This window comes from Paenibacillus sp. FSL H7-0940, from assembly GCF_037979415.1.
Lineage (GTDB): Bacteria > Bacillota > Bacilli > Paenibacillales > Paenibacillaceae > Paenibacillus > Paenibacillus amylolyticus.
The window spans coordinates 648,860-673,559 of record NZ_CP150280.1 but is presented as its reverse complement, the minus strand read 5'-3'; the positions used below and the strand labels follow the sequence as shown (position 1 = coordinate 673,559).

General features: G+C 46.1%; 23 protein-coding genes. 9 read left to right on the top strand and 14 right to left on the bottom strand.

Annotated features, from left to right (window positions below; genetic code table 11):
* Positions 1-3: 3 nt before the first annotated feature.
* Both spoVAD and spoVAC read right to left on the bottom strand, forming a co-directional pair.
* A complete protein-coding gene (gene spoVAD / locus MHB71_RS02780) occupies positions 4-1,020 on the bottom strand; it encodes a stage V sporulation protein AD (RefSeq protein ID WP_036615162.1) in 1,017 nt (338 codons plus the stop codon).
* Complete coding sequence (gene spoVAC, locus MHB71_RS02775) at positions 1,017-1,469, bottom strand: stage V sporulation protein AC (protein ID WP_047844446.1); 453 nt, start codon at positions 1,467-1,469, stop codon at positions 1,017-1,019. The genes spoVAD and spoVAC overlap by 4 nt, the downstream gene beginning before the upstream one ends.
* A gap of 696 nt (positions 1,470-2,165) precedes the next feature.
* Between spoVAC and MHB71_RS02770 the strand changes: the two genes are divergently transcribed.
* Together MHB71_RS02770 and MHB71_RS02765 are read left to right on the top strand one after the other, a co-directional pair.
* Entirely contained in the window at positions 2,166-3,239 is a 1,074-nt protein-coding gene (locus MHB71_RS02770) for a M42 family metallopeptidase (RefSeq protein ID WP_100527006.1), read from the top strand.
* 179 nt (positions 3,240-3,418) lie between these two features.
* Complete coding sequence (locus MHB71_RS02765) at positions 3,419-3,742, top strand: hypothetical protein (protein ID WP_074095924.1); 324 nt, start codon at positions 3,419-3,421, stop codon at positions 3,740-3,742.
* A 226-nt stretch (positions 3,743-3,968) separates the two neighbouring features.
* Here MHB71_RS02765 and MHB71_RS02760 read toward each other — a convergent pair whose 3' ends face one another.
* Positions 3,969-4,676: a metal-dependent hydrolase gene (locus tag MHB71_RS02760; protein WP_100527005.1), complete on the bottom strand. Its 708-nt coding sequence runs from the start codon at positions 4,674-4,676 to the stop codon at positions 3,969-3,971.
* A 275-nt stretch (positions 4,677-4,951) separates the two neighbouring features.
* On the opposite strand from MHB71_RS02760, the gene nirB reads away from it, so the two are divergent.
* The 4 genes from nirB to MHB71_RS02740 all read left to right on the top strand — a co-directional run bounded on the left by nirB (position 4,952) and on the right by MHB71_RS02740 (position 9,506).
* On the top strand, positions 4,952-7,381 hold the full coding sequence (gene nirB, locus MHB71_RS02755) for a nitrite reductase large subunit NirB (protein ID WP_340028810.1): 2,430 nt from the start codon (positions 4,952-4,954) through the stop codon (positions 7,379-7,381).
* A 57-nt stretch (positions 7,382-7,438) separates the two neighbouring features.
* Positions 7,439-7,765 (top strand): nitrite reductase small subunit NirD, encoded by a 327-nt coding sequence (gene nirD / locus MHB71_RS02750; RefSeq protein WP_076254401.1) that lies wholly within the window; start codon positions 7,439-7,441, stop codon positions 7,763-7,765.
* Between the two features lie 43 nt (positions 7,766-7,808).
* Positions 7,809-8,591 (top strand): formate/nitrite transporter family protein, encoded by a 783-nt coding sequence (locus MHB71_RS02745; RefSeq protein ID WP_340028809.1) that lies wholly within the window; start codon positions 7,809-7,811, stop codon positions 8,589-8,591.
* A gap of 285 nt (positions 8,592-8,876) precedes the next feature.
* The gene (locus MHB71_RS02740) at positions 8,877-9,506 is read left to right on the top strand and encodes a YfbR-like 5'-deoxynucleotidase (RefSeq protein WP_074095934.1); all 630 of its coding nucleotides are present in this window, start codon (positions 8,877-8,879) and stop codon (positions 9,504-9,506) included.
* On the opposite strand, the gene MHB71_RS02735 is transcribed toward MHB71_RS02740, so the two are convergent.
* Complete coding sequence (locus MHB71_RS02735) at positions 9,507-10,316, bottom strand: response regulator (RefSeq protein WP_340028808.1); 810 nt, start codon at positions 10,314-10,316, stop codon at positions 9,507-9,509.
* The gene (locus MHB71_RS02730) at positions 10,306-12,198 is read right to left on the bottom strand and encodes a histidine kinase (RefSeq protein ID WP_340028807.1); all 1,893 of its coding nucleotides are present in this window, start codon (positions 12,196-12,198) and stop codon (positions 10,306-10,308) included. The genes MHB71_RS02735 and MHB71_RS02730 overlap by 11 nt, the downstream gene beginning before the upstream one ends.
* A 177-nt stretch (positions 12,199-12,375) precedes the next feature.
* Between MHB71_RS02730 and MHB71_RS02725 the strand changes: the two genes are divergently transcribed.
* The 3 genes from MHB71_RS02725 (at position 12,376) to MHB71_RS02715 (ending at position 15,479) form a co-directional block, all read left to right on the top strand.
* Complete coding sequence (locus tag MHB71_RS02725; RefSeq protein ID WP_340028806.1) at positions 12,376-13,680, top strand: ABC transporter substrate-binding protein; 1,305 nt, start codon at positions 12,376-12,378, stop codon at positions 13,678-13,680.
* A 100-nt stretch (positions 13,681-13,780) separates the two neighbouring features.
* Positions 13,781-14,653: a sugar ABC transporter permease gene (locus MHB71_RS02720; protein ID WP_017687164.1), complete on the top strand. Its 873-nt coding sequence runs from the start codon at positions 13,781-13,783 to the stop codon at positions 14,651-14,653.
* Position 14,654: 1 nt separating this feature from the next.
* A complete protein-coding gene (locus tag MHB71_RS02715) occupies positions 14,655-15,479 on the top strand; it encodes a carbohydrate ABC transporter permease (protein ID WP_340018004.1) in 825 nt (274 codons plus the stop codon).
* A 162-nt stretch (positions 15,480-15,641) separates the two neighbouring features.
* Here MHB71_RS02715 and MHB71_RS02710 read toward each other — a convergent pair whose 3' ends face one another.
* From MHB71_RS02710 to MHB71_RS02670, 9 genes are read right to left on the bottom strand one after another with little or no spacing between them, the layout of a single operon-like run.
* Positions 15,642-16,970, bottom strand: coding sequence for an MFS transporter (locus MHB71_RS02710; protein WP_340028805.1), 1,329 nt, complete (start codon positions 16,968-16,970; stop codon positions 15,642-15,644).
* 20 nt (positions 16,971-16,990) lie between these two features.
* Positions 16,991-17,626 carry a TetR/AcrR family transcriptional regulator gene (locus tag MHB71_RS02705; protein ID WP_036615194.1) on the bottom strand — a complete coding sequence of 212 codons (636 nt, stop codon included), beginning with the start codon at positions 17,624-17,626 and terminating at the stop codon, positions 16,991-16,993.
* Between the two features lie 60 nt (positions 17,627-17,686).
* Positions 17,687-18,454, bottom strand: coding sequence for an ABC transporter ATP-binding protein (locus MHB71_RS02700; protein WP_047843824.1), 768 nt, complete (start codon positions 18,452-18,454; stop codon positions 17,687-17,689).
* Positions 18,455-18,466: 12 nt separating this feature from the next.
* On the bottom strand, positions 18,467-20,800 hold the full coding sequence (locus MHB71_RS02695) for an FtsX-like permease family protein (RefSeq protein ID WP_340028804.1): 2,334 nt from the start codon (positions 20,798-20,800) through the stop codon (positions 18,467-18,469).
* A 35-nt stretch (positions 20,801-20,835) separates the two neighbouring features.
* Entirely contained in the window at positions 20,836-21,576 is a 741-nt protein-coding gene (locus tag MHB71_RS02690; protein ID WP_340028803.1) for an alpha/beta fold hydrolase, read from the bottom strand.
* A 25-nt stretch (positions 21,577-21,601) separates the two neighbouring features.
* The gene (locus MHB71_RS02685; protein WP_017687157.1) at positions 21,602-22,486 is read right to left on the bottom strand and encodes a hypothetical protein; all 885 of its coding nucleotides are present in this window, start codon (positions 22,484-22,486) and stop codon (positions 21,602-21,604) included.
* Positions 22,483-22,746, bottom strand: a complete 264-nt coding sequence (locus tag MHB71_RS02680) for an acyl carrier protein (protein ID WP_017687156.1) — start codon at positions 22,744-22,746, stop codon at positions 22,483-22,485. Before MHB71_RS02680 ends, MHB71_RS02685 begins: the two co-directional genes overlap by 4 nt.
* Positions 22,747-22,761: 15 nt before the next feature.
* Positions 22,762-23,811 carry an HAD-IIIC family phosphatase gene (locus MHB71_RS02675; protein ID WP_340028802.1) on the bottom strand — a complete coding sequence of 350 codons (1,050 nt, stop codon included), beginning with the start codon at positions 23,809-23,811 and terminating at the stop codon, positions 22,762-22,764.
* A 19-nt stretch (positions 23,812-23,830) separates the two neighbouring features.
* The gene (locus tag MHB71_RS02670) at positions 23,831-24,682 is read right to left on the bottom strand and encodes a 3-hydroxyacyl-CoA dehydrogenase family protein (RefSeq protein ID WP_047843827.1); all 852 of its coding nucleotides are present in this window, start codon (positions 24,680-24,682) and stop codon (positions 23,831-23,833) included.
* Positions 24,683-24,700: the final 18 nt, after the last annotated feature.

The window sequence follows — 24,700 nt, the reverse complement described above, 5'->3', positions numbered from 1 at the left end:
CCTTTATCCCTCCTTTTCTATGGCTACCGCATGTGCAATACAGGGAATACTTTCACCCTGCTGGTACGAAATTGGAGACAACAGTGCCCCAGTAGCTACGACGAGCACCCGCTTAAGATCACCCTTCTGCATTCGGTTCAAAATATGACCATAGGTGACGGTGGCAGAACATCCGCAGCCACTTCCCCCGGCAACCACATAAGGCTGTTTCTCCCGATCATAGATCATCAGGCCGCAGTCATTAAAAACTGTCTGTTCCATGGGAATGCCTTCTTTTTGCAAAAGCTCTTTCGTAATTGGCAGACCGACGGAAGCCAGATCCCCGGTCACAATGAGATCATAATAGCCGGGTTCCAATCCCGTATCCCTGAAATGAGAGATTATAGTGTCGGCTGCTGCTGGCGCCATGGCTGAACCCATATTAAAGGGATCTTTGATACCCAAATCCATAATGCGTCCAATGGTGGCTTTGGTAACAACGGGACCATCACCCGTTCGGGAGACCACACCACACCCTGCTCCTGTGACGGTATATTGCGCATAAGGCGGCTTCTGTGAGCCATACTCCGTCGGATACCGAAATTGTTTCTCCACCGTACAGTTGTGGCTCACCGTTCCTGCAAGAACATAATCGCCAGCTCCGGAGTCAACAATCATGGACGCTAACGCTAACGTTTCCATGGAAGTAGAACAGGCTCCAAAGACACCCAAGTAAGGCACACCCAGTTTTCGCGCTGAAAAGGAACTGCTGATAATCTGGTTCATCAGATCTCCACCCACAAAAAATTGAAGCTCTTCCTTGGTGATATTTGCATTTATCAAAGCCAATTGGGAGGCCTGTTCGAGCAGTTTGCGTTCTCCCTTTTCCCACGTTTTCTCGCCGATCTCGAGGTTGTCGTAGACATAATCGAAATCAGATGACAATGGACCCTCGCCTTCTTCTGGTCCTACAACTGCGGATTTACCGATGATCCGCGGACGATTCTCAAACTGCCATGTCTGGCGACCCAATCGTTTCACAGGTGCCCACCTCCAAATCCCAAAAAGGCATAAACGATCCCTACGACAAATGCTGCCACGACACCAAACACAATAACGGAACCAGCAAGTTTAAACATGTTGGCCCCTACACCGAGCACCAGTCCTTCAGCCCGATGTTCCAGTGCAGCAGAACACATGGAATTGGCAAATCCGGTAACCGGCACAGCCGTTCCCGCTCCTGCCCATTGAGCCATTTTATCGTAAACGCCGAGACACGTTAGAATAACCGATATGAGAATCATGACCGCTACCGTAGGACTGGAAGCTTCCTTCGATGTCATGTCGAAACCGGCCATAAAAGCCTCTTGAATGGCCTGTCCAATCAAACAGACGGTACCCCCAACCAGAAATGCTTTGAGGCAATTTTTCAGGATTGGACGAGGCGGCTCATGTTTTTTTGCGACTTTTTTGTACTCCTTTTCATCCATGGACAGGGACGACGATTTTTTTTCGCTTCCGGATGCAGATTGAGCTGGCAATATACAAGACCTCCTCTATGTGAAAATGGTTCAAAGCTACGGCTGAATGCCAATGTGTGTAATCCTATATTCATTGTTTGTTAATAATCGGAAGGTTATGTATCCGGCGACAGACAGCATATGTTTCCAACAAGATTATGTTGTGAAAGCAAAGTGGGAATACGCCGGATCTGAGGACTTTTAGATAGTCTATAAATAAAGAAGAACAATCACGAGCAAGATAAAAAGAACGATAAACAGTACTTTTTCCGTGCCCTCTTCTGGAGGCTTCATTGGATATTTAGCTCCTTCCTGTAGACAGACAAACAAATATTGAAATAAGAACTTCACAAAATGATGACATCTCCTCCATATATTCATATTCATTGAAGTGGTTTCAGGACTACGACTACAGCGGATAGAGTCATGAAACTTGGACACGGTAAGTGCCCAAAATATGCCTTAAATACGTGACATAAACATGGACAATCACTTGCGCAAGGTTCATACTGTAATGTGACCAGTGGTTAAATAACAAGTCCTCAGCATATTAAAGTGCGTGTTCAAAAAGATAAAAGACTTTTTGAACTACATCTTAAAGGACAACAGGCGGGTAGCCGTTCTACTGTGACCTGAAATACATACCAACAGAGGAGTTGTTGACACATGAATGAAAAAACGATGGATATGTTTCGTACGTTGACGGAATTTCCTTCAGCATCCGGTTTTGAACGTGAGCTTCGCGGCTGGATGAAAGATAAGCTTTCCGCTTATACCGATGAGTTCGTCCAGGATCGCCTGGGGAGTCTATTTGGTGTATTACGCGGGGAGGAATCCGGTCCTAAAGTTATGGTAGCCGGACACTTTGACGAAGTAGGTTTCATGACTACTGGCATTACCGAAACAGGTATGATCAAGTTCCGTCCACTGGGTGGATGGTGGAGTCAGGCTGTACTGTCTCAACGATTGGAAATCATCACACCTGATCGTCGGATTACCGGAGTTGTAGGTTCTACACCTGCACACTTGCTGGACGAGTCCCAGCGGAACAAACCTGTGGATCTGAATTCCATGTATCTCGATATTGGAGCAGACAACCGTGCGGAAGCAGAATCCTGGGGCATTCATCCAGGGATGCAGATCGTGCCGATCTGTGAATTTACGCCTATGGCGAACCCGAAAAAAATTATGGCCAAAGCGTGGGATAATCGTTACGGCGTAGGACTTGCACTTGAACTGGTTGAAGCGCTGCACAAGGAAAAACTGCCTAACACGCTTTATGCTGGTGCAACGGTTCAGGAAGAGCTGGGGCTTCGCGGTGCACGTACGGCGGCCAATCTGATTCAGCCTGATATCTTCTTTGCACTGGACTGTAGCGCGGCGAATGATATGACAGGTGACAAACAGTCATTTGGACATATCGGAGAAGGCGCATTGCTTCGTATTTTTGACCCGGGTATGTTCACCCATCGCGGAATGGTGGAATATGTTCAAGATACGGCTTCATCCAATCAGGTTAAAATGCAGTATTTCATCTCACCAGGTGGTACCGATGCAGGTCAAGTTCACCTGAGTGGCATTGGTGTACCATCAATAGTTGTTGGTATCTGCGCACGTTATATCCATACCTCTTCTTCCATCATTCATACGGATGACTACGATGCGGCCAAAGAACTGATCGTGAAACTGGTCAAAGGTCTTGATCGGACAACGATGAATACCATAATTAATAACGCGTAGTAAAGGTTAAACGGAAAGTCCTTAAATAGGATGTACCTGAAAGAGATGTCCCGTCAGACCGGGATGTCTCTTTTTTTGTAATCAACTAGATTAATAGGTCGAACATTATGGAGAATGCCACATAAGATATACGATAATGGAAGATCAATAACCAAACACCAACCAGTGGGGGACCTGTTATGGCAGTGGGAAGGAACGGAAAATCAAATAAAGGTTCTAACAAAAAACCAAACGCTGCTAACACCCTCCTTAATGGAAGCCTCAAAGGGAAAAATCTCGAACTGATTGTAGCGGCGCTATTGGTGAGCGGAAAGTTGAGAGTGGATGCCGTCACGTTGTTTCGTGAGGCTACATTGGTTGTAGAATTGGTTGGTCAATATAAAACACTTCAAAAGGTCACACCCTCCAATTCAGACAAACTGGTACAATTCCTGGATGAAACTGGCGGCGATATGACGCTTAATGATGTTATACAGGCATTTCAGCAGAGGATCAATTCTTAATGGCCAAGAAATGAGGTGGACATCATGTCCGAGTTTGATGGAACCGGGTTTGCCGAACTGTTAATTGTGCTTATTCTTGTTGTTTTATTTGTATTTGGCTCCTCCGATATTGAAAGTTTATCCAGCACTCCAACAGCGACTTGATCTCATAACCCTCTTCTCATGGCTTACAGGTAAAATAAGATAAGAGAAATACCAGTCCTTATGTAGGACTGGTATTTGGTCATTACAGAAATAATGGCGAGAACGCGAACCACGCCAAAATGAGTGTGAGCACAATGCAGACATTCTCTACAACGGCCCCACGCTTGGTCCCTGTACTCATCAGATTCACCCGTATGCGCCACTTGAGCGGTGGTAACGGACGAATACCCCGATTGGTGAGTGAATCGGCCAACAGATGCATCGCATATGCCGTGCCTCCCGCTACCCAGATCTCCGGGCCCTGCTGCTGGGTCGTGCTGTAGAGTAAACCAGCCCATACCGCAGTTCCATATAAGGTATGCGTTAATCCCCTATGAGTTAGCGTGGTGCACAGCATAAGCAGGCTGCCTGCAATCAGATTCCACGGTGCAAATGCGTGACCATAGAAAACCAGTCCGAGTCCAATCGCAAACATCAACACTTTGCGAAGCGAACGCGAAGGCAGGAATGACACAAGCGCAATGAGGATCGCAAGCAACAGGTTCCATGGTTTGGCATGAACATAGAAGTACACAAATACAGCTGTGGGCAACAGAATCGTCTGTAACAACCTGATCAGACTGTTAGGTAAGGCTCTGGATACCAGCAGCGAATTTGGCTCATCAATGTCAGGCAATAACGAACCAATCAGTGCAACCGTAACTGCCGGGGCTGTCACTGGCATACCGGCCAACTGCAGAACAGAAAGCGACACGCCTGTCCCGATAATAAGGTGGGATCTTCCCATCATGATGCAAAAACGTCCTTTCGAAGAAATCGGGAACAATACGGCCCAGTTCCGATTTTACAACGAAAACAAAATAAGAACAATAGTTCGCATTTCTTATTTGTATGAAAATAAATATAACTTTCTGTGATGGGGCTCACACTATTATATTTATGACTCTTCTATCCTTATTAGTGAATTAAATCACATAAACTGTCGTCAACTACTTGTATAATTTCAAATATAAACCACTAAAATTTTGAGTAATGTACAGCGTCTATTCAAGGAGGCATACACACATGAACGGAAAAAAAGAGAAACTCGTTATCATTGGTAACGGTATGGCTGGAATCAGTACCGTTGAGCAAATTTTGAAATTAACTACGCGATTTGATATTACCGTTTTTGGCACAGAGCCCTATCCTAACTACAACCGCATTATGTTGTCTTATGTACTGGAAGGAAGCAAAACACTGGACGATATCGTGCTGAACGACCTTCACTGGTATGAAGATTACGGCATTACGCTGCACACAGGCACAACGGTTACACGAATCGATGCCGAGACGCACGAAGTTGTGACTGAAGATGGAACTCGCGTTCCTTATGACAAAATTATCATTGCGACTGGCTCCAACTCCTTCATTCTACCCGTCCCGGGACATGACAAAGAGGGTGTTGTCGGTTTCCGCGATATCGCCGATTGCAATGTCATGTTGGATGCTGCCAAACAGTATAAAAGAGCGGCCGTTATCGGGGGCGGACTGCTAGGCCTTGAAGCTGCCAAAGGATTGGTACAACTTGGCATGGAAGTTACTGTAGTGCATCTGATGGAAGATCTGATGGAGCGTCAGCTTGATCCACAAGCTTCAGCCATGTTGAAGGCAGAACTCGAACGTCAGGGTATCCGGTTCAAGATGGGTGCGCAGACTTCCGAACTGCTGGGCGGCGAACGTGTTGAAGGGATACGTTTTGCAGATGATACGGTTCTGAATGTTGATTTTGTGGTCATGGCTGTAGGCATTAAACCCAATACGGCTGTAGCCCGCGAAAGCGGTATGGAAGTGAATCGGGGTATTGTCGTGAATGACTATATGCAGACTTCACTTGAGAATGTGTACTCGGTCGGGGAATGTACAGAGCACCGCGGGGTATGTTACGGCCTCGTTGCCCCATTGTTTGAACAAGGTATGATTCTGGCGAAACATATCTGCGGTGTCGAAACGGCTCCGTATGAAGGTTCTGTAGTATCCACGAAATTGAAAATTTCAGGTGTAGATGTCTTTTCAACCGGTGAATTCATCGACAGTCCAGAGCACACCGTCATTTCGCACAAAGATGACTGGAAACGGACTTACAAAAAAATTCTGCTTCGTGATAATAAAATGGTCGGCGCTGTTCTTTTCGGTGACATTACGGATTCTGCCGAATTGCAGAAACTGATTAAAAATCAAACCGAAATGACCGAGGAATTGTACGGTTCACTCATGGGTACAGGCTGCGGCGGTCATAAGAAAGCAACTTCTGTTGAAACGATGCCCGAGGACGAAATCGTCTGTGGATGTAACGGGGTAACCAAAGGAGCCATTGTTGATGTAATTACAAACCAGGGCCTTACCACTGTTGATGAAATCAAAGCCTGTACCGGTGCAACACGCTCTTGCGGTGGGTGTAAACCGGTTGTGGAACAGATTCTGCAATATGTACTTGGAGACAGTTTCAGTACTGGAGCCAAACAGGGCATCTGCGGATGTACTTCCATGGGTCGAGATGAAATCGTAGCCGAGATTCGTGAAAAAGGATTACAAACGACCAAAGAGGTCATGAATGTACTGGGTTGGAGTCAGCCAGAAGGTTGTTCCAAATGTCGTCCGGCGATCAACTATTACCTTGGCATGATTGCACCAGACACACACGAAGATGAGAAAGAATCCCGTTTTGTTAACGAACGTATGAACGCGAATATTCAAAAAGATGGAACGTATACGGTTGTACCTCGGATGTATGGCGGTGTAACTACACCGGCAGACCTCAAACGCATCGCTGACGTTTCGGTCAAATATGATGTGAAAGCAGTCAAAGTGACTGGCGGTCAGCGTCTCGACTTGATTGGTGTCAAAAAAGAAGATCTGACCAAAGTCTGGGCTGAACTGGATATGCCTTCAGGTTATGCATACGCCAAATCGCTGCGTACGGTCAAAACATGTGTCGGCTCCCAATTCTGCCGCTTCGGTACACAGGATTCCATGGCCATGGGTGCTCGCATCGAACGTAAATTCGAACGTCTGGATCTGCCAGCCAAGTTTAAATATGCCGTCAACGGTTGTCCGCGAAACTGTGCAGAGGCATGTACCAAAGATATCGGTATCGTTGGTAACGACGGAGGCTGGGAGATCTTCATCGGTGGTAACGGCGGTATTAAAGCAAGACTGGCTGATTCCTTATGCAAAGTGAAAACGGATGAAGAGTTGATTGAACTGTGCGGCGCCATCATGCAATATTACCGCGAGACAGGTAACTATCTGGAACGGACGTCCGAGTGGGTGGAACGCATGGGTCTGGAGCATATTCGTTCGGTTGTTGTGGATAACCTTGAGGAACGTAAAGCGTTGATGCAGCGGATTGAATTTGCACTTGAGCATGTTGAAGAACCTTGGCAAAAAGCGATTCGCAATGAAGAAGGCCAAAGTAAAATGTTCCATGGCATCGAAGTATCAGCTCGTCCATAAGTAAGCTTGCAGATTAATACTGCCGGAATGTTAAATATAGATAAGGAGTGGTTTAAGATGACGACAAAACAATCAGGCACCTACTTCCCTGCCGGAGTAGTTGAAGAATTCCTGCCACGAATCGGAAGAGTAGTTGAGATTAAGGATCATCAGCTTGCTGTCTTTCTTGCATCGGATGGTACCATCTTCGCTGCGGATAATCACAACCCCCATCCTAAGGGTGGGCCGCTGGCTGAAGGCATCGTGTCCGGGCATTATCTGTACGATCCGCTGTATGATTGGAAAATTGACCTGACTACAGGTCTTGTGCAAGCACCGGACAACGGTCAAGTACAGATGTATCCGGTAAAGGTAGAGAACGGCCAGGTTTGGATCGAAATATAGCGAAACGTTCAAAGATTGATGCAAAATAATGGGGGAAACCGTGATGTATACACCAAGTGTTGAGGGAATTATTGAAGCTGCGGTTAAAAAACGGGATCAAATGAACGCAAGCCTGTCACGATATATGGTTGCTGCCTTGATGGCTGGTGCCTATGTAGGGCTTGGCATCGTTCTGATCTTCAGTATTGGTGCTCCGCTCCTAGCGGCACAGTCACCACTGCAAACCATGTTGATGGGCATGTCCTTCGGACTCGCGCTCACGCTGGTCATCTTTGCCGGATCGGAACTGTTTACAGGTAACAATATGTTCTTTACCATGAGTACACTGGCAGGCCGAACCACAGTGAATGAAACGCTGAAGAACTGGGGGCTCGTCTTTGTTGGTAACCTGCTCGGCGCAATTCTATTAAGTCTACTCATTGTCGGTAGCGGCCTGTTCAAAACGGCCACACCGGAACATCTGTTATTCGTTGTCTCTGCCAAAAAGATGGCGGCGCCCGTGTCTGAGTTGTTCTTCCGAGGCATTCTCTGTAACTGGCTCGTCTGTCTGGCGATCTGGATGGCAGCTCGCTCCAAAGAAGATATCGCCAAACTTGTTCTCATCTGGTGGTGTCTGTACGCATTTATCGCAAGTGGTTATGAGCACAGTGTTGCCAATATGACTTTGCTCTCTTTATCCTGGCTGCTGCCAAACCACCCGGATACAATCACGATGGCAGGCTGGTTCCATAACATGATTCCGGTAACGCTTGGTAATATTATCGGCGGTGCCCTCTTTGTTGGAATGGCGTACTGGTATACTTCTCCGGTACGAAAAAGAGCATAATTCTTGATTCAACTGCACTTATGTAGCCTAGAGCACAACATCTACACACACTGAAGCCACGATGGATGCCGAACTCACGTTCAGTCACACATCGTGGCTTTTTATTGTTTGTCGATAAGCTGTTACTCTCTCGTACGCTTCCCATTCATCCTCTCGTCCTTCTATAGAGAATTAAAACTTCATTTTACCTTCGTCGCTATCCGCGTTAATCCACAGTTGACATAACTGGCGTATAGTCGATGGATACTCACACTTATACTCAACCAGCAAAGGATGAACGCTTATATGGGAATTCACACGTACTTCAGGTCACTAAACGATCTTGAACGTATTATTCGTACACCTGGCAAATTCAAATTCGAAGAACATAGCGTATCCGCTCATTCCTGGAAAGTGGTACAGTACGCCAAAACGCTCGCAGATATTGAGGAGCAACATGGAACCACCATCGATTGGAAGAAGTTATACGAAATTACGAGCAGTCATGATTATGGCGAAATCTTCATCGGTGATATCAAAACACCCGTCAAACATTATTCACTGGAGCTGCGTTCGATGCTGCAAAAGGTGGAAGAAGGCATGGTTGAACATTTTATTAATGAAAATATTCCTGAAGAGTTCCAGCCTATTTTCCGCAGACAGCTGCGTGAGGGCAAAGACCAATCGGTTGAAGGACTGATTCTCGAAGTCGCAGACAAGATGGATCAGGTATATGAAGCCTTTGCTGAGCTCCAACGTGGCAATACGGAGAAAGAATTTATCGTTATGTACCGTTATGCGTTGGTCAAAATCAAAAATATCGACCTCCACTGTGTGCAGTATTTCCTGGAACAGATTCTCCCCGACATGATCGAAGAAGGTATCCGCTCCCCGTTTGATATTCGCAAAATAACCGAAGAAGCTCTGGCCCAGTAATCAGCTCAAGTCAACATGGTGCTCATCATCCATGGACAGGGCTTTTTTTCGTTCCTGCAATTGCAGTCGGTACTCGCTAGGGTACATGCCCGTTTTGTTTTTGAAGATCCGGCTGAAATAGTGGGAATCACTATACCCTACCGCTCCACCAATAGTCTTGATATCCATATTCTCGTGCGTGACGAGCATACGTTTTGCTTCATTAATCCGCAGACCTGTCATATATTTTAGCGGAGTCTCACCCGTTACTTTCTTAAAACACTTCCCCAGATAGTCCACACTAAAATGCATCTGTCCCGCCATGTCCTGGAGTGTAATCTCATGCATGTAATTCTGCTTCAAATACAACTTAACAGCCTCTACGATATCCTCCGGCTTCACCTGCTCATCCAGCACGGCACTGACATGCGCAAGCGAATCCACAGCGCTCCCAAGCTTCAATTCCATCGCATCCAGCAGTGTACGAAGCTGTTCTTCCGATAATGGTTTGAGCAGATAATCCTCCACCTTGTAACTGATCGCCTGCCGTGCATATTCGAATTCATGATAACCACTCAGAATGACAATTTTCACATGCGGATAGGCAAAATACAGATGTTTGGCGAGTTCCAATCCGTTCATCACCGGCATCTGAATATCGGTTACAACCAGATCAGGTACGGAATGTTCAATGAGCTGTAACGCTTCCTGACCGTTCCGCGCTTCACCGATCACCTCGAACCGGGTGTCCAACTCTCTGAATTTGCGCGAGACATTCCGGCGAATCAGGGCTTCATCTTCCACAATAATCGTTCTATATTTAATTGTCACGGGTTCGGTCATGCTCCTTTCGAATGGAACCACCTATTGTAATCTGGACACCGCCGGAAGGCTTGTTCGTAATCTGCATGTGGGCTGCCGTGCCATACCATAATTTCAATCGGACCCATATATTCTTGAGTCCCATGCCGTTGATTTCGAGGTCAGGCATACGCTCCCACTCCTGTGACTGTTCGATGTAATGCATGATCTTGGCAAGTGCCTCGGGTTCCATGCCAGGTCCGTTGTCTTCCACGTGGATCTGCCAGGTCTGCTGTGCCGCATCCATATCTCCAGTAATATTCAGTTTCCATGGCGGGGTATCACCCAGTCCATATTTCATGGCATTTTCGAGTAGTGGTTGTACCATCAGCATCGGAACCTGGATATACTTCATCTCTTCCGGAATATGAAACCCGTAGTGTAGATCATCCTCAAACCTAATCTTCATACACTCCAGATATCGCTCACAATAATCCAATTCTTGAGACAGGGGAACCCCATTCTTTCCCGGAGTAGAAATATAACGCAGCATAGACGCAATATTGGCGCAGAACGCGACAATCTGCTCATTCATGCCCTCTTCCGCCATGATGCTAATATTAGTGATGTTGTTATAGAGAAAATGCGGGTTCATCTGGGATTGCAGCGCCAGTAATCTCGCTTCTGTCTCCTGAGATTTCATCGCCAGCCTGTCCTGAAACGATTGCACAAGCTGTTGATTCAGCCGGATAAACGTATCATTCAGCTCATCCATCTCCCGGATAGAACCGGGATGCTCCAGCTTGAACAACTGACCGGATTCCTGTCCCGATACCAGATCATTCTCACCCGTTTTCTGAATAATGCGCTGCAAACGATGTAGCGGCAAAGTAACCCGTTTGGAGATCAGATACGAGAGAACCAGAATCAGCATGAGAGTTGCTAACGTCGCACCGATAAACATCACAGCCATCCGGTTGAGACTCGCGAAAAGGGACTGTTTGGACTGCATGACAATAACGGTCCATCCCGTCTCCTGTGACGTCATGTACGTCATCATTTGTTTGGACTGACTCAAAGGATCGGTGATCTCCTGCATCGTATCAGGCGTAAATGAAAGATTTTGAATCAAGTCCACATCATCGAAATGGCCTGCTTGAGAAGCATCGGCATCCGAAGAAAGTGGATACAACCGTGTATTTTGTTCATCCACTACATAGATCCGAAGATCGTCGTTATTTGTCTGCAAATCATTCAAATGCTGGAACAGGGTTCCGGCATCCTGCAAAATCTCAACGACACCCTGGCTGACATAGTTGCCATCTTTGTATACCCGGGTAAGGGAAATGTAAGGTTGATCTGATTTACCCTCGCCTGTTGGCATGGGCAAAGCTCCGCCCTCTAACAGTTGGATTACCCGCCATCCACTCCGCTCCCAGGTTTCCTTGTACCACGGTCGCTGAGTCAGGTCTACCGACAGTTGACCGTTGAATGCACCCGCTCCCAACATCTTGCCATTCACGTCATAGATATTGGCCTGCTTGGCTGTATTGGAGCTGCTGATGATCGCGAGAATGACATCAATTAGTGTGGTTGTATCCTTATACAATGCTGGATCACTCGTCATTGTCTGCTCACTGCCTTCTGCTGGTGCTAAGTAGTGACTGAAGTGTTCTTTGACCAGATTGGAGTACACGATATTCATGGAAAAGTTGTTCATTTTCACCACTTCCTGATCCAGGTTACTGACGATTGATACACTCAGTTGTCTCTGCTGTTCTTCACTTCGCTGACGAATGTCACTTGCGAGAAAAACATACAGAAGCCCCGCCACAATCAGCGAAAAGATAATAAATACCGCAGAGTAATAGGCAAACAGACTTTGCTGAAGCGTTCCAAATCGATATCGCAATCCTCACACACCTCGTCCTATGATGATATCTGTCACACCATTCGAAAATGTCCACCCAACAGAACGCTTTTGTCTATTGAGCACATCTGCTGTTCACAGTAAAGTTATCCACATAAGAATACGCTTACATTAAGCGTTTCGGCAAGTGACAATTTTCTTTATATTCCGGGAGGTTCAATGATGAGAAAACGATTTCTATTTTCGCTTGTAAGTGTGCTCCTGCTCTCCACTCTGCTGCTTGCCGGGTGCAACTCAGGTAAAAGTACGGAAGGTTCGGGTAAGGTGACTCTCACGTTTGGAACAAGTCAATCCGGTATTCCGCGTACAGGCATCATGCAGACGATGGCCAAGGAATATGAGCAGGAGACGGGTGTCAAAATTGACTTCCAGGTCGTCCCTGACGCACAGTGGCGTGACCTGATCAAGGTGAAGCTGGCCTCTGGCGAAGCACCTGACATTTTCAATGTCGATGTGGACCCACTGAGCATGCCGGCTAACGTAAGACCGGAGGAAAATGCCATTGACCTAACCAATGAGGAATTCACAGGTCGGATGTCTGAAGAGATTTTGCCAACTGTCAGTCACAATGACAAAGTGTATGGGGTTTCTTTTGCACCAACGAAAATCTGGTATGTGTACTATAACAAACGTATCTTCCAAGAGCTCGGCATAGAGCCTCCTACATCCTATGCCGAATTCAAGGCTATCAGCCAGAAAATTAAGGATAAAGACATTATTCCGTTCTATCAGGCACCTGCCAGCGGGTGGTATCAGGTTCTGCCTTTGTTCGAAACGGGACCTAACTATGAGCAAACAACAGCGGGAACCTACGAGAAATTAAACAACAATGAGATGAAAGTCGCAGATATGACACAGCTTAAGACGGTCATTGAACAGTTAAAAGAATTTGCGGATCTCGGTTATTTCGGCAAAGACTTCTTGTCCAATACGGTAGAAGCGGGAATTGAGGCGTTTGGTCAGGAGAAAGCAGCGATGTTGCTGCGGGTTCCAGGGACGGAAAAGGAAGTGTCCGAAGCGTATCCGGCAATGGAAGACAATATGGGATTCTTCGTCATGCCATGGGGAGATAATCAGACGATTGGTGTGAACCCGGGCGGATCGGCTGCGATGTTTGGTAACAAAAACAGTAAACATCCCGAAGAAGTGCTGAAATTCTTCCGCTGGATTACCCAGCATGATCATCTGCAGCGTGTGTTCGATGAAGGTGAAGGTAACCTGACGATCTGCTGGCCGGAAATCGAACCAAAGCTGACACAGGACTACATCGACTATGAGAAAGATCATGAAAAAGGTACGGTTATGCAGGCCGCTGTAAAATACATTGATCCACAATGGATGGATATTGGCAAGGACTTGTCAGGTATGTTCGCCGGAGCAATGACACCGGATCAGATTTTGCAAAATATTGATAAACGTCGTGCTGAACAAGCCAAAGTGTTGAAAGATGAGAAGTGGCAGTAACAGCACATATTTCAGATAAATATAAACGCTGAACAACGTTATATGCAGCGGGCATTTGCCCGCTCATGTATTTTGGCAGGAAGGAAAGGTGTTACGGATTATGAATGCAAACAAAATCTATCCCTGGTATTTCTCATCTGGAGCAATTGTGTTATATCTACTGTTCATTGTCGCTCCCGCCCTGCTGGGCATCTATTATTCCTTCACCGACTGGAACAGTTATAGTTCGGAGAAGAACTTTATTGGTCTGGAGCATTTCCGTACTATTCTGGCGGGTGATCCGACCTATCTGCTTTTTATCAAAAACACAGTCCTGTTCACCCTCGTTACATCCATCGCCAAGACGGTTCTGGGCCTGTTCCTGGCTCTACTGTTGGTCAGCGGTGTAAAGGCCGCCAATCTGCACCGGATGATCATTTTCTCCCCGCAGGTGCTATCGTTCCTGATTGTTGGGCTTGTTTTCAAAAGTCTGCTCGACCCAAACAACGGGTTCGTTAACGTAACTCTGCGTTCCATGGGACTAGACGTTCTCGCCCAGAACTGGCTGGGCTCCCTGACCTGGGCCATGCCATCCATTATGGCAGTGGATACGTGGAAAGGCATGGGGTACATCATGGTGCTGTTCATCGCCGGACTGCTCGCGATTCCACGTGATTATTACGAAGCAGCATCCATTGATGGCGCCGGGTTCGGGCAGAAGCTTTTCCGAATTACGATTCCGATGCTGATGCCTACCATTACCATCGCCACGGTGCTTAATATTACATATGGGCTGAGAGTTTTCGATGCCGTATACGTGTTAACCAATGGTGGCCCCGGTAACGCGACAGATGTGATTAACACGGCGGTCTATTCCTCTTTTGCCAAAGGGTATTGGGGACTGGGGAGTGCGCTATCTACCATTCTGTTTGTCATCATGGCAATCATCTCCTTTTTCATCATTCGTTTGATGAACCGAAAGGTGGAATACTGACATGCGATTGAGAAAAAGATTGGCTTCGATCGGGTTAAATGCACTCGCCTGGCTGCTTAGCCTGGTGGTCTTGATTCCTTTTGTGGTCATTGTACTGAATTCATTCAAGTCGGACGCCGAGGCCAAAGTGCTGAAGCTGACGCTGCCCGAGAAGTTTATCTTCGAAAATTACAAAATCGTCTATGAACAAGGACACTTGGGAGGTTCCTTTTTCAACAGTCTGCTGCATTCCGGGGCTTCTTCCCTGCTATTGGTGTTTGTTGTGGCTTTCTCGGCCTTCACGTTATCCCGTAACCATTCGAGGTTCAGCAAGTTTCTGTACTTCTTCCTGATTCTTGGCATCACGCTGCCACTCAACTACATTCCGCTGATGGAAGTGATGAAGTCGATGGGTATGATCAATTCACATGTCGGCATGATTCTGCTCTATACGGCTATGGGTATTCCAATCTCGCTGTTCATTACATATGCGTTTGTGTCTAACATCCCGAAGGAGCTGGATGAAGCCGCGATCATGGACGGATGTAATGGGATCAAACTGTTTCTGAGAATCATTGTACCTTTGTTAACCTCGGTGCTGGTAACGGTATTTGTTCTTAATTTCCTGAGTGTCTGGAATGAGTTTACTGCCCCACTCTATATGTTGAATACAGTGGAGATGTGGCCGATGACGCTGGCTGTATATAACTTCTTTGGACAATTCAGTGCCCAGTGGAATCTGGTCAGTGCCGATATCGTGCTCACATCATTGCCTGTGTTGATTGTGTTCCTCATTGGGCAAAAGTATATTGTAGGAGGACTAACTTCAGGGGCGGTTAAAGGGTAAGCTCCACCGAACAATCCAAATACACAAACACTCTTGTCTAAGTACATCTGCTGACTCCTCAGCACAAAAAAGCCCTTGTCTGCTCATCGTGTGAATAACTTCTTCGTACAGAAGAAGTATCACACACTGCTGCGGACAAGGGCTTACGCTGTTGGATTCGAATTAATCGTGCGCCAACCCGCCAACATCGGATGGAGCCGCTATATCTGGGCTCTGCTCCAGAGATTTGATCATTTTCAAACGGGATGTGATTATTGCGATCAGAATAACAAACAGACCCGCGATGATAAACAGAAAGGCAATACCTCTGCCTGGCCCAGTTCCAATAATTTGACCAACAGACGAAGCCAGTGCTCCCCCCTCCATTAGTAACGGATTAAACACATGGTCGGCTAGAAAACCAGCCAAACTGTACGCGATAATAAACCCGAGTTGTGACAGAATACCAATGATTCCCCATACCCTGCCCTGCTTATCGTTGGCGATATTGTTTCGCACCAGTACATCTGCGCTCATATTGACAAACGGCAGCGATGACAGGAACAGAAAACCTGCGAAGATAATAAAATAAATGTTGGTGGATATCCCCAGAAGCGAGAAAGACAAGCCGCACAAAATTAGACCCATCACAAGCACACTTGCGTATCTCTTTGTTATTGTAAATATGCCGATGCACAAGCTGCTAATCAGCATGCCGATGGCGCTAACAGACTGAAACGTTCCAAGTGTCTTTGCATCCGTGAATGACAGAAGCATCGGACCAATGAGTGTCTCCAGGAATCCCAGATAAAAGGTGACAAGTGAAATAATCACCACCAGCAACAGTACTCCCTTGTTGGTTACAACTTCTCTCCAGCCCTCTTGAATATCGGTGATCCAGTTTTTTCCTTCTCGATCCTCTCGCTCCACCTTCATGCTCTTCCGAATAACCAGCACAGCCAGAATGGCAATCAGGAATGTCAGAATATTAATGACCAGAATGACTTCAATAGTTGTTATACTAAGCAGAATGCCCGCAATGATCGGTGAAAACAGAAACTTCGAGGATTCAGCCAGTTGTACAAGACCGCTTCCTTTCGAGAATTGTTCCTTATCCAGCAGGTCCGTAGCAGAGGCCTTATATGCCGGGCTCTGCAACGCGGAAAACACGGAACTAAAGGCCACTCCCACATAGATATGCCATAATTGGATATCACCTGTGAGCATAATGGACAGAATGAAAATCAAACCGGCTGCCGACCCCAGGTCGCCGATAATCATCATCGTTCGACGGTCGAATCGGTCTGCCAGTACCCCTCCAATAGGTCGAAGCAGGATATTCGGCAGAAACGTGAATAAGGTAATCAATGCAACACTTGTTGCCGTATTCGTTTTTTCGAAGGCATACACCCCCAGGGAGAAGGCTGTAAGTCCAATCCCAATCATGGAGATGAGCTGACCAAACCATACGACCAGAAACTTTTTAAATGATTTTTGAACGGTATGTTCCATGGATAATACTCCTTTCTCGGCTAACCTTGATTCGGAAAATAAAGACGAGTGACGTAGGCGAAGCTTCCTTGTTCTGCTCCCAGCACACGTTCCATAATATGTGTGAATGCTTCAACCTTTTTTTGGAGTTCTTCCTCCTCCCATTGAAAGATGCCTCGATCCAGCAAAAATTGTGACGATACGAGCAGGAATTCGATGGATTCCTTTGGGTTAGGTGTATGAAATACCCCCTCCTGAATGCCCTGCTCTACCACCTCGGCCAAGATGGGACTTAATCGAATTACCGTCTCTACAAGACTCTTTTGGTGCATCTCCACATTATGAACACTGTGCAATTGCTCGATGAGATCATGTTTTCTGCCGTCAGGCTGATTCTGCGCCATCATGATGCGAAAAATTTTGTCATGGGCATTCAGTTTGGGATCGGACACCACGTGCCTGGCCGATGCCTCCCCACTCAGAATAAAACGCATAACGATGGCGTTCATAACCTCTTCCTTGGACTGAAAATAATAATAAAATGTACCCTTGGCAATGTTGCACGCCTGAAGGATATCCATGACCGTAGCTTTGGTGTACCCCTTTGTTATGAACAGAATCTCGGCGGCATCCAAAATCTCGTTCCTGCGTTCTTCCGGGTTTTTTATCAGTCTCATATCCTGGCCTCCGATACGTTCGACCGACTGTCGGTCTATTGTAGTCATGGAGTTCTTTTTTTAGAACCCCATTTCAGTCAACCATTGCGCCAAATGGCTTTCCCTTGTTTTTAGATCCTGACGCTCTCTTGCATATTTTCCAATATTTCTGTCTGCAACCAGCTTACCGTCCATCATAAACAATACACGTTCCGATCTGGCAGCGACTTTCACATCATGGGTCACCAACAGAATGGTTGTACCTGTTGCATTAATATCGCCCAGAATATCCATGATTTCATACGTTGATTTGGAATTCAGCGCCCCCGTTGGTTCATCGCCGAATAAAATATCTGGATTATTGATCAGCGCACGGCAAATGGCAATCCGTTGAAGCTGTCCGCCTGAGGCCTGGGTGATGTTATGCCCAGCCAGCTCATCAATCCCCATTTTTTTCATTAATGACATCGCCCGTGTATTAATCGTTTCTCTGCTGCTATTCTTGGCCAGATACGCGGAAAGTACGATATTGTCCAATAGATTCAGATTCTTGAGCAAGTGAATATTTTGAAAGATGAATCCCATCTTGGTCAAACGTAGACTTGCCAGATCCCTCTCCTCAAATGCCGATATTTTTTTGCCATTAAAATAGACACTTCCAGCACTAATCTGATCCATACCACTTATGTTGTACAGTAAGGTAGACTTGCCTGAGCCAGATGGCCCCATGATGGAAACAAATTCTCCCTTTTTTAATTGAAGGTTGATATCTTTCAAGATGTTATGTTCTTCATTCTCGCCGATCGCTACGGATTTATTCACGTCTTTAGCCTCAAGTATAGTTGTCATCGTTGATCCTCCCTATTCGACAATCATTTTGGATATGCTCGTTTCCTTGATCGATTGGATGCTAATCCATGCTGTCAGTACAATCGTGCCTGCAAGTAACAATGGACACAAAACATATGCCTGTAACGGGTCAACAACAAAAACAATATTGGAAGCACCAAACGTCGACATAATGGCACTAACCAGCAACGGACCCAACGTATTGGACAATATCGTTCCAGTAACAACCCCTAAGATTAATATGACAAGTGACATCACGACATACTTGAACTTGATTTTAGACAAGGCAAACCCAAGACTTCTTAGTACAGCAATGTCGTTGTTGTCCTTGGCTACTAACATCTGAAGGAACAGTGCTGTAATTAAAATAGATATGAAGACACCGATGACCAAGGCCAGCATCGTCACCATTTTCAATTGTTGGATGGTTCCGCCTAACGTCTGATCCAGATAACCTTGAAGATCGGTTACTTTGGCTGGCGAGAAAGCCGCCTCATATTCAGCAATTTTGGTAGCCATGTCCCCGCGATTATTCAGATCCAAACTGACCACATACCACAACACACTATCCTTGTTGTAGGGCAATAAGGCCTTCGCCGTTTTGCCACCATTCGTAACGTCCTGGTATATTCCGCTGACCGTCATCATCTGGTCCTTGCCATTAACCAGCAAGGTAAGTTGCTCACCAGTCTTCAGGCGCAGCTCGCTACTGTTGGCATCAGATAACGCAATTTCATTCTCGGTTGTTGGCGCATTACCGCTAACATAAGACAATGGGAAAATACTGAAATCCCCAGTTTCTACACTCAGATTGTCGTAACTTCCTTCCGCATTTTTAATCTTGAACTGGCTTGTTACCAATGGGGAATACGTTTTGATGTCTTTATCATTTTGGATCTGGGCAACCAGATTGTCATAACGCTGCTCCACATCGTCTGTGTGCCTCAAGTCAATACGAATATCACTTTGTCCAACACCCATATAAGAGATAAAACTTGGCGCCTGCAAAGTGTTCAGGAAGTTGACCGGCACAATCATGATAAATGAACTGACTACAAAGACAAATAACAATAATCGGAACATCTTGATTCGCTGTATGACTTCCTTCAGACCAAGAAAGACAGGTACGGAAGACCAGCGATTGCGGGACAAACTAAGCCGGTTTCGAATGATCTGTGTATCTCCCAGGCTCCCGGTACGGAGAGCATCCACCGCGGAGATGGAACGAAAACGCCGCAGTACCGTTCGACAGAACAGAACAACCATGGCAAATATTATTCCAGCGGCTAATAACGGAATCGCGAAATGCAACAGGGTTGCAGGTGCTTTTCCCATATACAACATGATGTTGGAAACAAATAGTCTGTTAACGCCAAGTGATGCAATGTAACCAAGCACGGATGCAAATCCCGCCATAAATACATACTTCATCAGATACAGTCTCTTAATATCCTTCTCTGCGATTCCAATCGCTTTCATGACACTAATCTCACGATAATCCTCTTCGATGGTCGCAAGCATCGTGAATCGGATGCAAAGCATCGCAATCAGAATCAGCACAAGACTGACCAGAATAATAACAGCTGCAATAACTCCGTCGGTCATGGCATTCAGTACCTGGAACAGCCCATAGGTTACGACTGGACCCGCGTTAGGAAGTCCGGCATTTTGGTAAGCCTGGGTAAATTCACTCGTCAGTCCGGGATCCGTCAACCGGAATTCGATGAGATACTCCATCTCTCCGATGCTCTGCTTCAGTTCTTGCAAATTCCCTGCACTCACGATAAACCGTTTGGAGTGCACAACCGATGGATTCATCTGAGCATCACGGACAAAATCAACGATGGTGTAAGAACGCTCAAATTGACCATTATCGATCCGAACCTGGTCGCCCACGCTCAATTTTTTTTGCTGCATGTAATATACCGGAACCGCGATCTCGCCATCTTTGACCTGAATAATCTCACTGTCCAGATTCAACAAATAGTCGAAACCCTGATTCTGTGTAACAAAGTCAATGTCCATAACACTGTTCTTTTCGGACTCTGCTCCGAGAAACAGATTAGAGCCGTCAATGTTGACCATTTCCACAATCTGATGCTGCTGGACCATGGCATTTTCTTCAGCCCATGTGTTCACTTTGGCTTGATCGATCTCTCCGGCATGCATTTGCACAAAGTGTGGTGTTTTGGATTCAGAAAATAGATATTGGATGGAACTCGTCAGTTCCATAATCATTCGTGACCCCGAAGATACCAGCAAGGCGGCCAGCAGTACAAAAATAAATAACGCAGCCGTAATCCCTTTTTTTCTCGTTATATCGTTTCTCAGCATTCGTAGCAGCATAAACGAACATGGCTCCTCTCATCTACAAGTTGTTCCTATTTAGCTGGAGTCATAAAGCTTGTCAGACAATGCGCCACCGTTGAAGGTTGATGCATCATGAACATATGAGCACCCTCTTTGATGGTTTGAAGCTTCATGGATGTGCCAAAATATCGGCCCCATCTCAACGCTGATTGAAGGGTAACGGTACGGTCCCGTTCTCCCCACAGATACAATACCGGCAATGAGAGCGGCTCATATTCAAGCGTTGCTGCAGATTCCAGCATCCTGAAATCCGCCCGAATGACGGGCAGAAAATAATTCAATAATTCTTTTTCATGTATCAGTTCTTGCGGGAGCGCTTCATAGGAAAACAGATGATCAATCAGATTTTCGTCTGACATCCGATCATAATTCTGCATCCCGCATTCGTCAGGCGTGTTGCAGGCAGATAACACAAGCCGTAGCGTTTTAGCTACATCTGGACGTTCCTGACATAAGCGCTGCGCAACGAAGTAGGCTGTAATCCCTCCCAGACTATGTCCAAATAACAGACTGCCGGGCTGTATAACATCCAGCAGCTTGCTGGTATACAGTTCTACGAGTTGCTGCATATGCTCCAGAGGTGTTTCGGTGTTCAGACCATGACCCGGGGGCGTAAACGCCCAAATTTCCGTGTCAGGAAGGTACGGCACTAGGGGCTGAAAACTGTTGGAGTTGCCACCGAGATAAGGAAAACAGACCATTTGTCTGTTTCCCTCCCCCTTTTGTAGTTGCTCCAAATAGATCGGTTCCATCACTTATCCACCACCATAACCAGGCTTACTTTCTTTCCAGAACATATGCAGGAAATGTCTGAAGTGAAGTATCCACATTTTTACGCTTGAAGATGACATGGATGACAATAGCCGATATTGCAAAAAAGAAAAATTGCATAATTTGAACTTGCGGATTAAAGTAGTACAAATCAATTTGACTTCCTGTAGCTACAAGCCAGAATGCAAGCAGATAAAACAGAAGTGTACCTTTGGTTGCATTGAAGATATAACTTTGGAACACGATAAATGCCATAAGCTGAACAACGTAGTATATGTAAGTGGTTGAGGTGCCAAAAGAGGAAATCAAGTATCCCGGAAGCACCCATAATCCGAACAACAGGCCGGTAATCAGACCACTTGTTATATTATTTTTTAACTTCCCTTGCAAGAATGGAAGCAAAAATCCGATCCAGCCAAACAGCCCACCAATCAGCCCCGTCTCCTTGATCAGATTCACAATCCCCAACCAGATCATTTCAGGTACACTATATGTCAGTTCAGGGACCGGTATGCCGAATAACAAGGAACCAAAGTGCATTGTTGATGCAAAGATGATGGAAATTCCAATAATGAGCGGTATCCAGAACAGGTCCTGTCTGCGCGGAACCAGCTTCATAAACATTCCTTTTAATGCTTCCTTTCCGCCCATCACATAACATGTAATTAATCCGGCAATGGAAGGTGAATACAGAGCAACGATCGCAAGTGGATGCATCAAGGTTAACTCACCTGTTATGGGTACAATAAAATCCGCAAAGAACATGAACAAACTTGCGATTCCATAACATGTGCCAAAGGAAATTCCCAAAAACAAATACATATATTTGTTGGACGGGCTGGTTGCCGGACTTGTGACTGGACGAATGGATGCCTGATTAGCTGTAATCATAGTGCCGCCTCCTTCTCAGTCAACTTTCTCTCAATAAGATCATGCAAACGGTTAATCGTGCAGAAATTAGCCAAATCCAGATCTTCATTTGCTATCTCAATCTGGAATCTACGCTCTACAAAGTCCACCAAACGCATCGCAAAGAGCGAATTGACGAACCGCTGCTCAAAATAATTGTCATTATCATTAATTTGAGTGTCCTCATGATCCATGGTGAGGTTGTTCCCGATAAACTCCCGAATTTCCTGACGATAATCCACTGCCCTTCCCCCTTGTTATTGATGTTGCCCCTCGGGCACTAAAACCTCAATGTAGTCTGGAAACTCTACAGCCTGCTGTAAATCATGATGAAACAGTACTCTTCCTTCCTGATCTGCAGATTGCTGCTTGAAACCGGCAAAGCGGTAGCTGATATTCATCATCCGGTTCCTTCCGGTATCCCTGAAGTCCGCAAGCATCTGTTTGCCCTGCTTCTGAGCTTCACGCATGATATACGTTAGCAGTACACTCCCTGCTCCCCTGGACATCACTCTGCAAGACATCAGAAGCATGTTTAGCCGCCATACCTTCTGCTGCATGTGAATTAGTGCAAGCCCAATTTTGCCATACGTTCCGTATTTGTCTTCGAGTTCACACACCAATAACATATGGTCCTGCGAAGTCATCAGTTGATGCAGCTCCTCGTAACTGTAGGTAATTCCCGTTGCATTTAGCTGATTGGTACGGACGGTAAGTTCCTCTGCACGTTGAAGGTCATCCTCAGTAGCCTCGTAGATGGAAAATTTCATGCCGAGCGTAGCCAGAAATTGTTCTGAAGGTCCTGCATACTGTTCTTCAGCCTGTTTACGGAGCGTATCCGCCTGATACATCTGCCTTCTGCACGCAGAGTCGGCTGTAATGAATCGGGGCATCAGCCTTGGGTCATCAAGCATGGCTTCATATTGATCCGCATGAAGTACCTGGATGTCAGCATGTACACTTTGCACTTCTTCCAGTTCAAAAGGTTGATCATCCACAAACAGAATGGCATCCATGCCGATATTAATGTTCTGCTGAATCCGCTGAACAGAGACGGATTTTGCATCCCAATGGATCTCGGGATACAGAAAATATTCGGCGATGCCCAGTTCGTTTAGTTTCGCCCAAGCCAACTCTGCATCATTTTTACTGGCAACAGAATGCAAAATACCTCGCTGGTCCAGTTTTTCAATCACCTCCTTTAAGCCCGGCTTCAGTTGCACATCTGCAGATTCAAGCAAAACCCCATCCCATATGGTGTGGTCCAGATCCCAAACGATACACTTGATATCCTTGAGCTTTTCCATGGTCATGCCACCCTTCATCTTAGTAGGCATAGAAACCTTGACCCGTCTTCCGCCCCCACTGTCCTGCATCAACCATTTTCTGCAACATCGGACAGCATCGGAATTTGGGATCCTGATAGCTGTCGTACAATACTTTCAATGAATGCACGACCGTATCCAGACCAATCAGATCCGCCGTCTCCAGCGGCCCCATCTGATAATTGAAGCCCTTCTTCATAATGGCGTCCACCTGCTCGGGTGTAGCGATTCCATCCTGTACAATGTAAGCCGCTTCATTCATTAACAAGTGCGAGAGGCGATTAGAGACAAACCCGGGCAGATCCTCTATGACAACTGGACTTTTATCAAGAGTTTCCAAAAACGCTACCATCTCATGTTCAGTACCCTGTGTTGTATGATGTCCTTTGATCACCTCCACCATGGATTTAACGGGAACCGGATTCATCAGATGCACCCCAATGACTCGACCTGGGTCAGGCAAAAATGAAGCGAGCTTTGTCACGGAAATACAGCTTGTATTTAGCGCAAATAAAACATCCGGACGAACCTTGTGGGATAGTCGTGCATAAACTTCCTTTTTCAACTCCAGGTTCTCGGTTACATTTTCAATAATGATACTTGCCTCTTCCACACCTTCATCTTGTGTCTGGAACGAGATCCGTTCCATGATCTGATCCAGGGGCACCTGACCGTACCCTTGCTTCAGAAAGCAAGCTGAACGATATTCACGACGTATAACATCAGGGGCGTGTTCGATGACCGACGCCGAAATATCCTGCAAAATTACACGATAACCAGCCCTCGCGACATCCAGTGCTGTGGCGCATCCCATCACCCCTGCGCCAATGATTGCAATGAGTCGATTATGCATACCTAATCACCTCCTTAT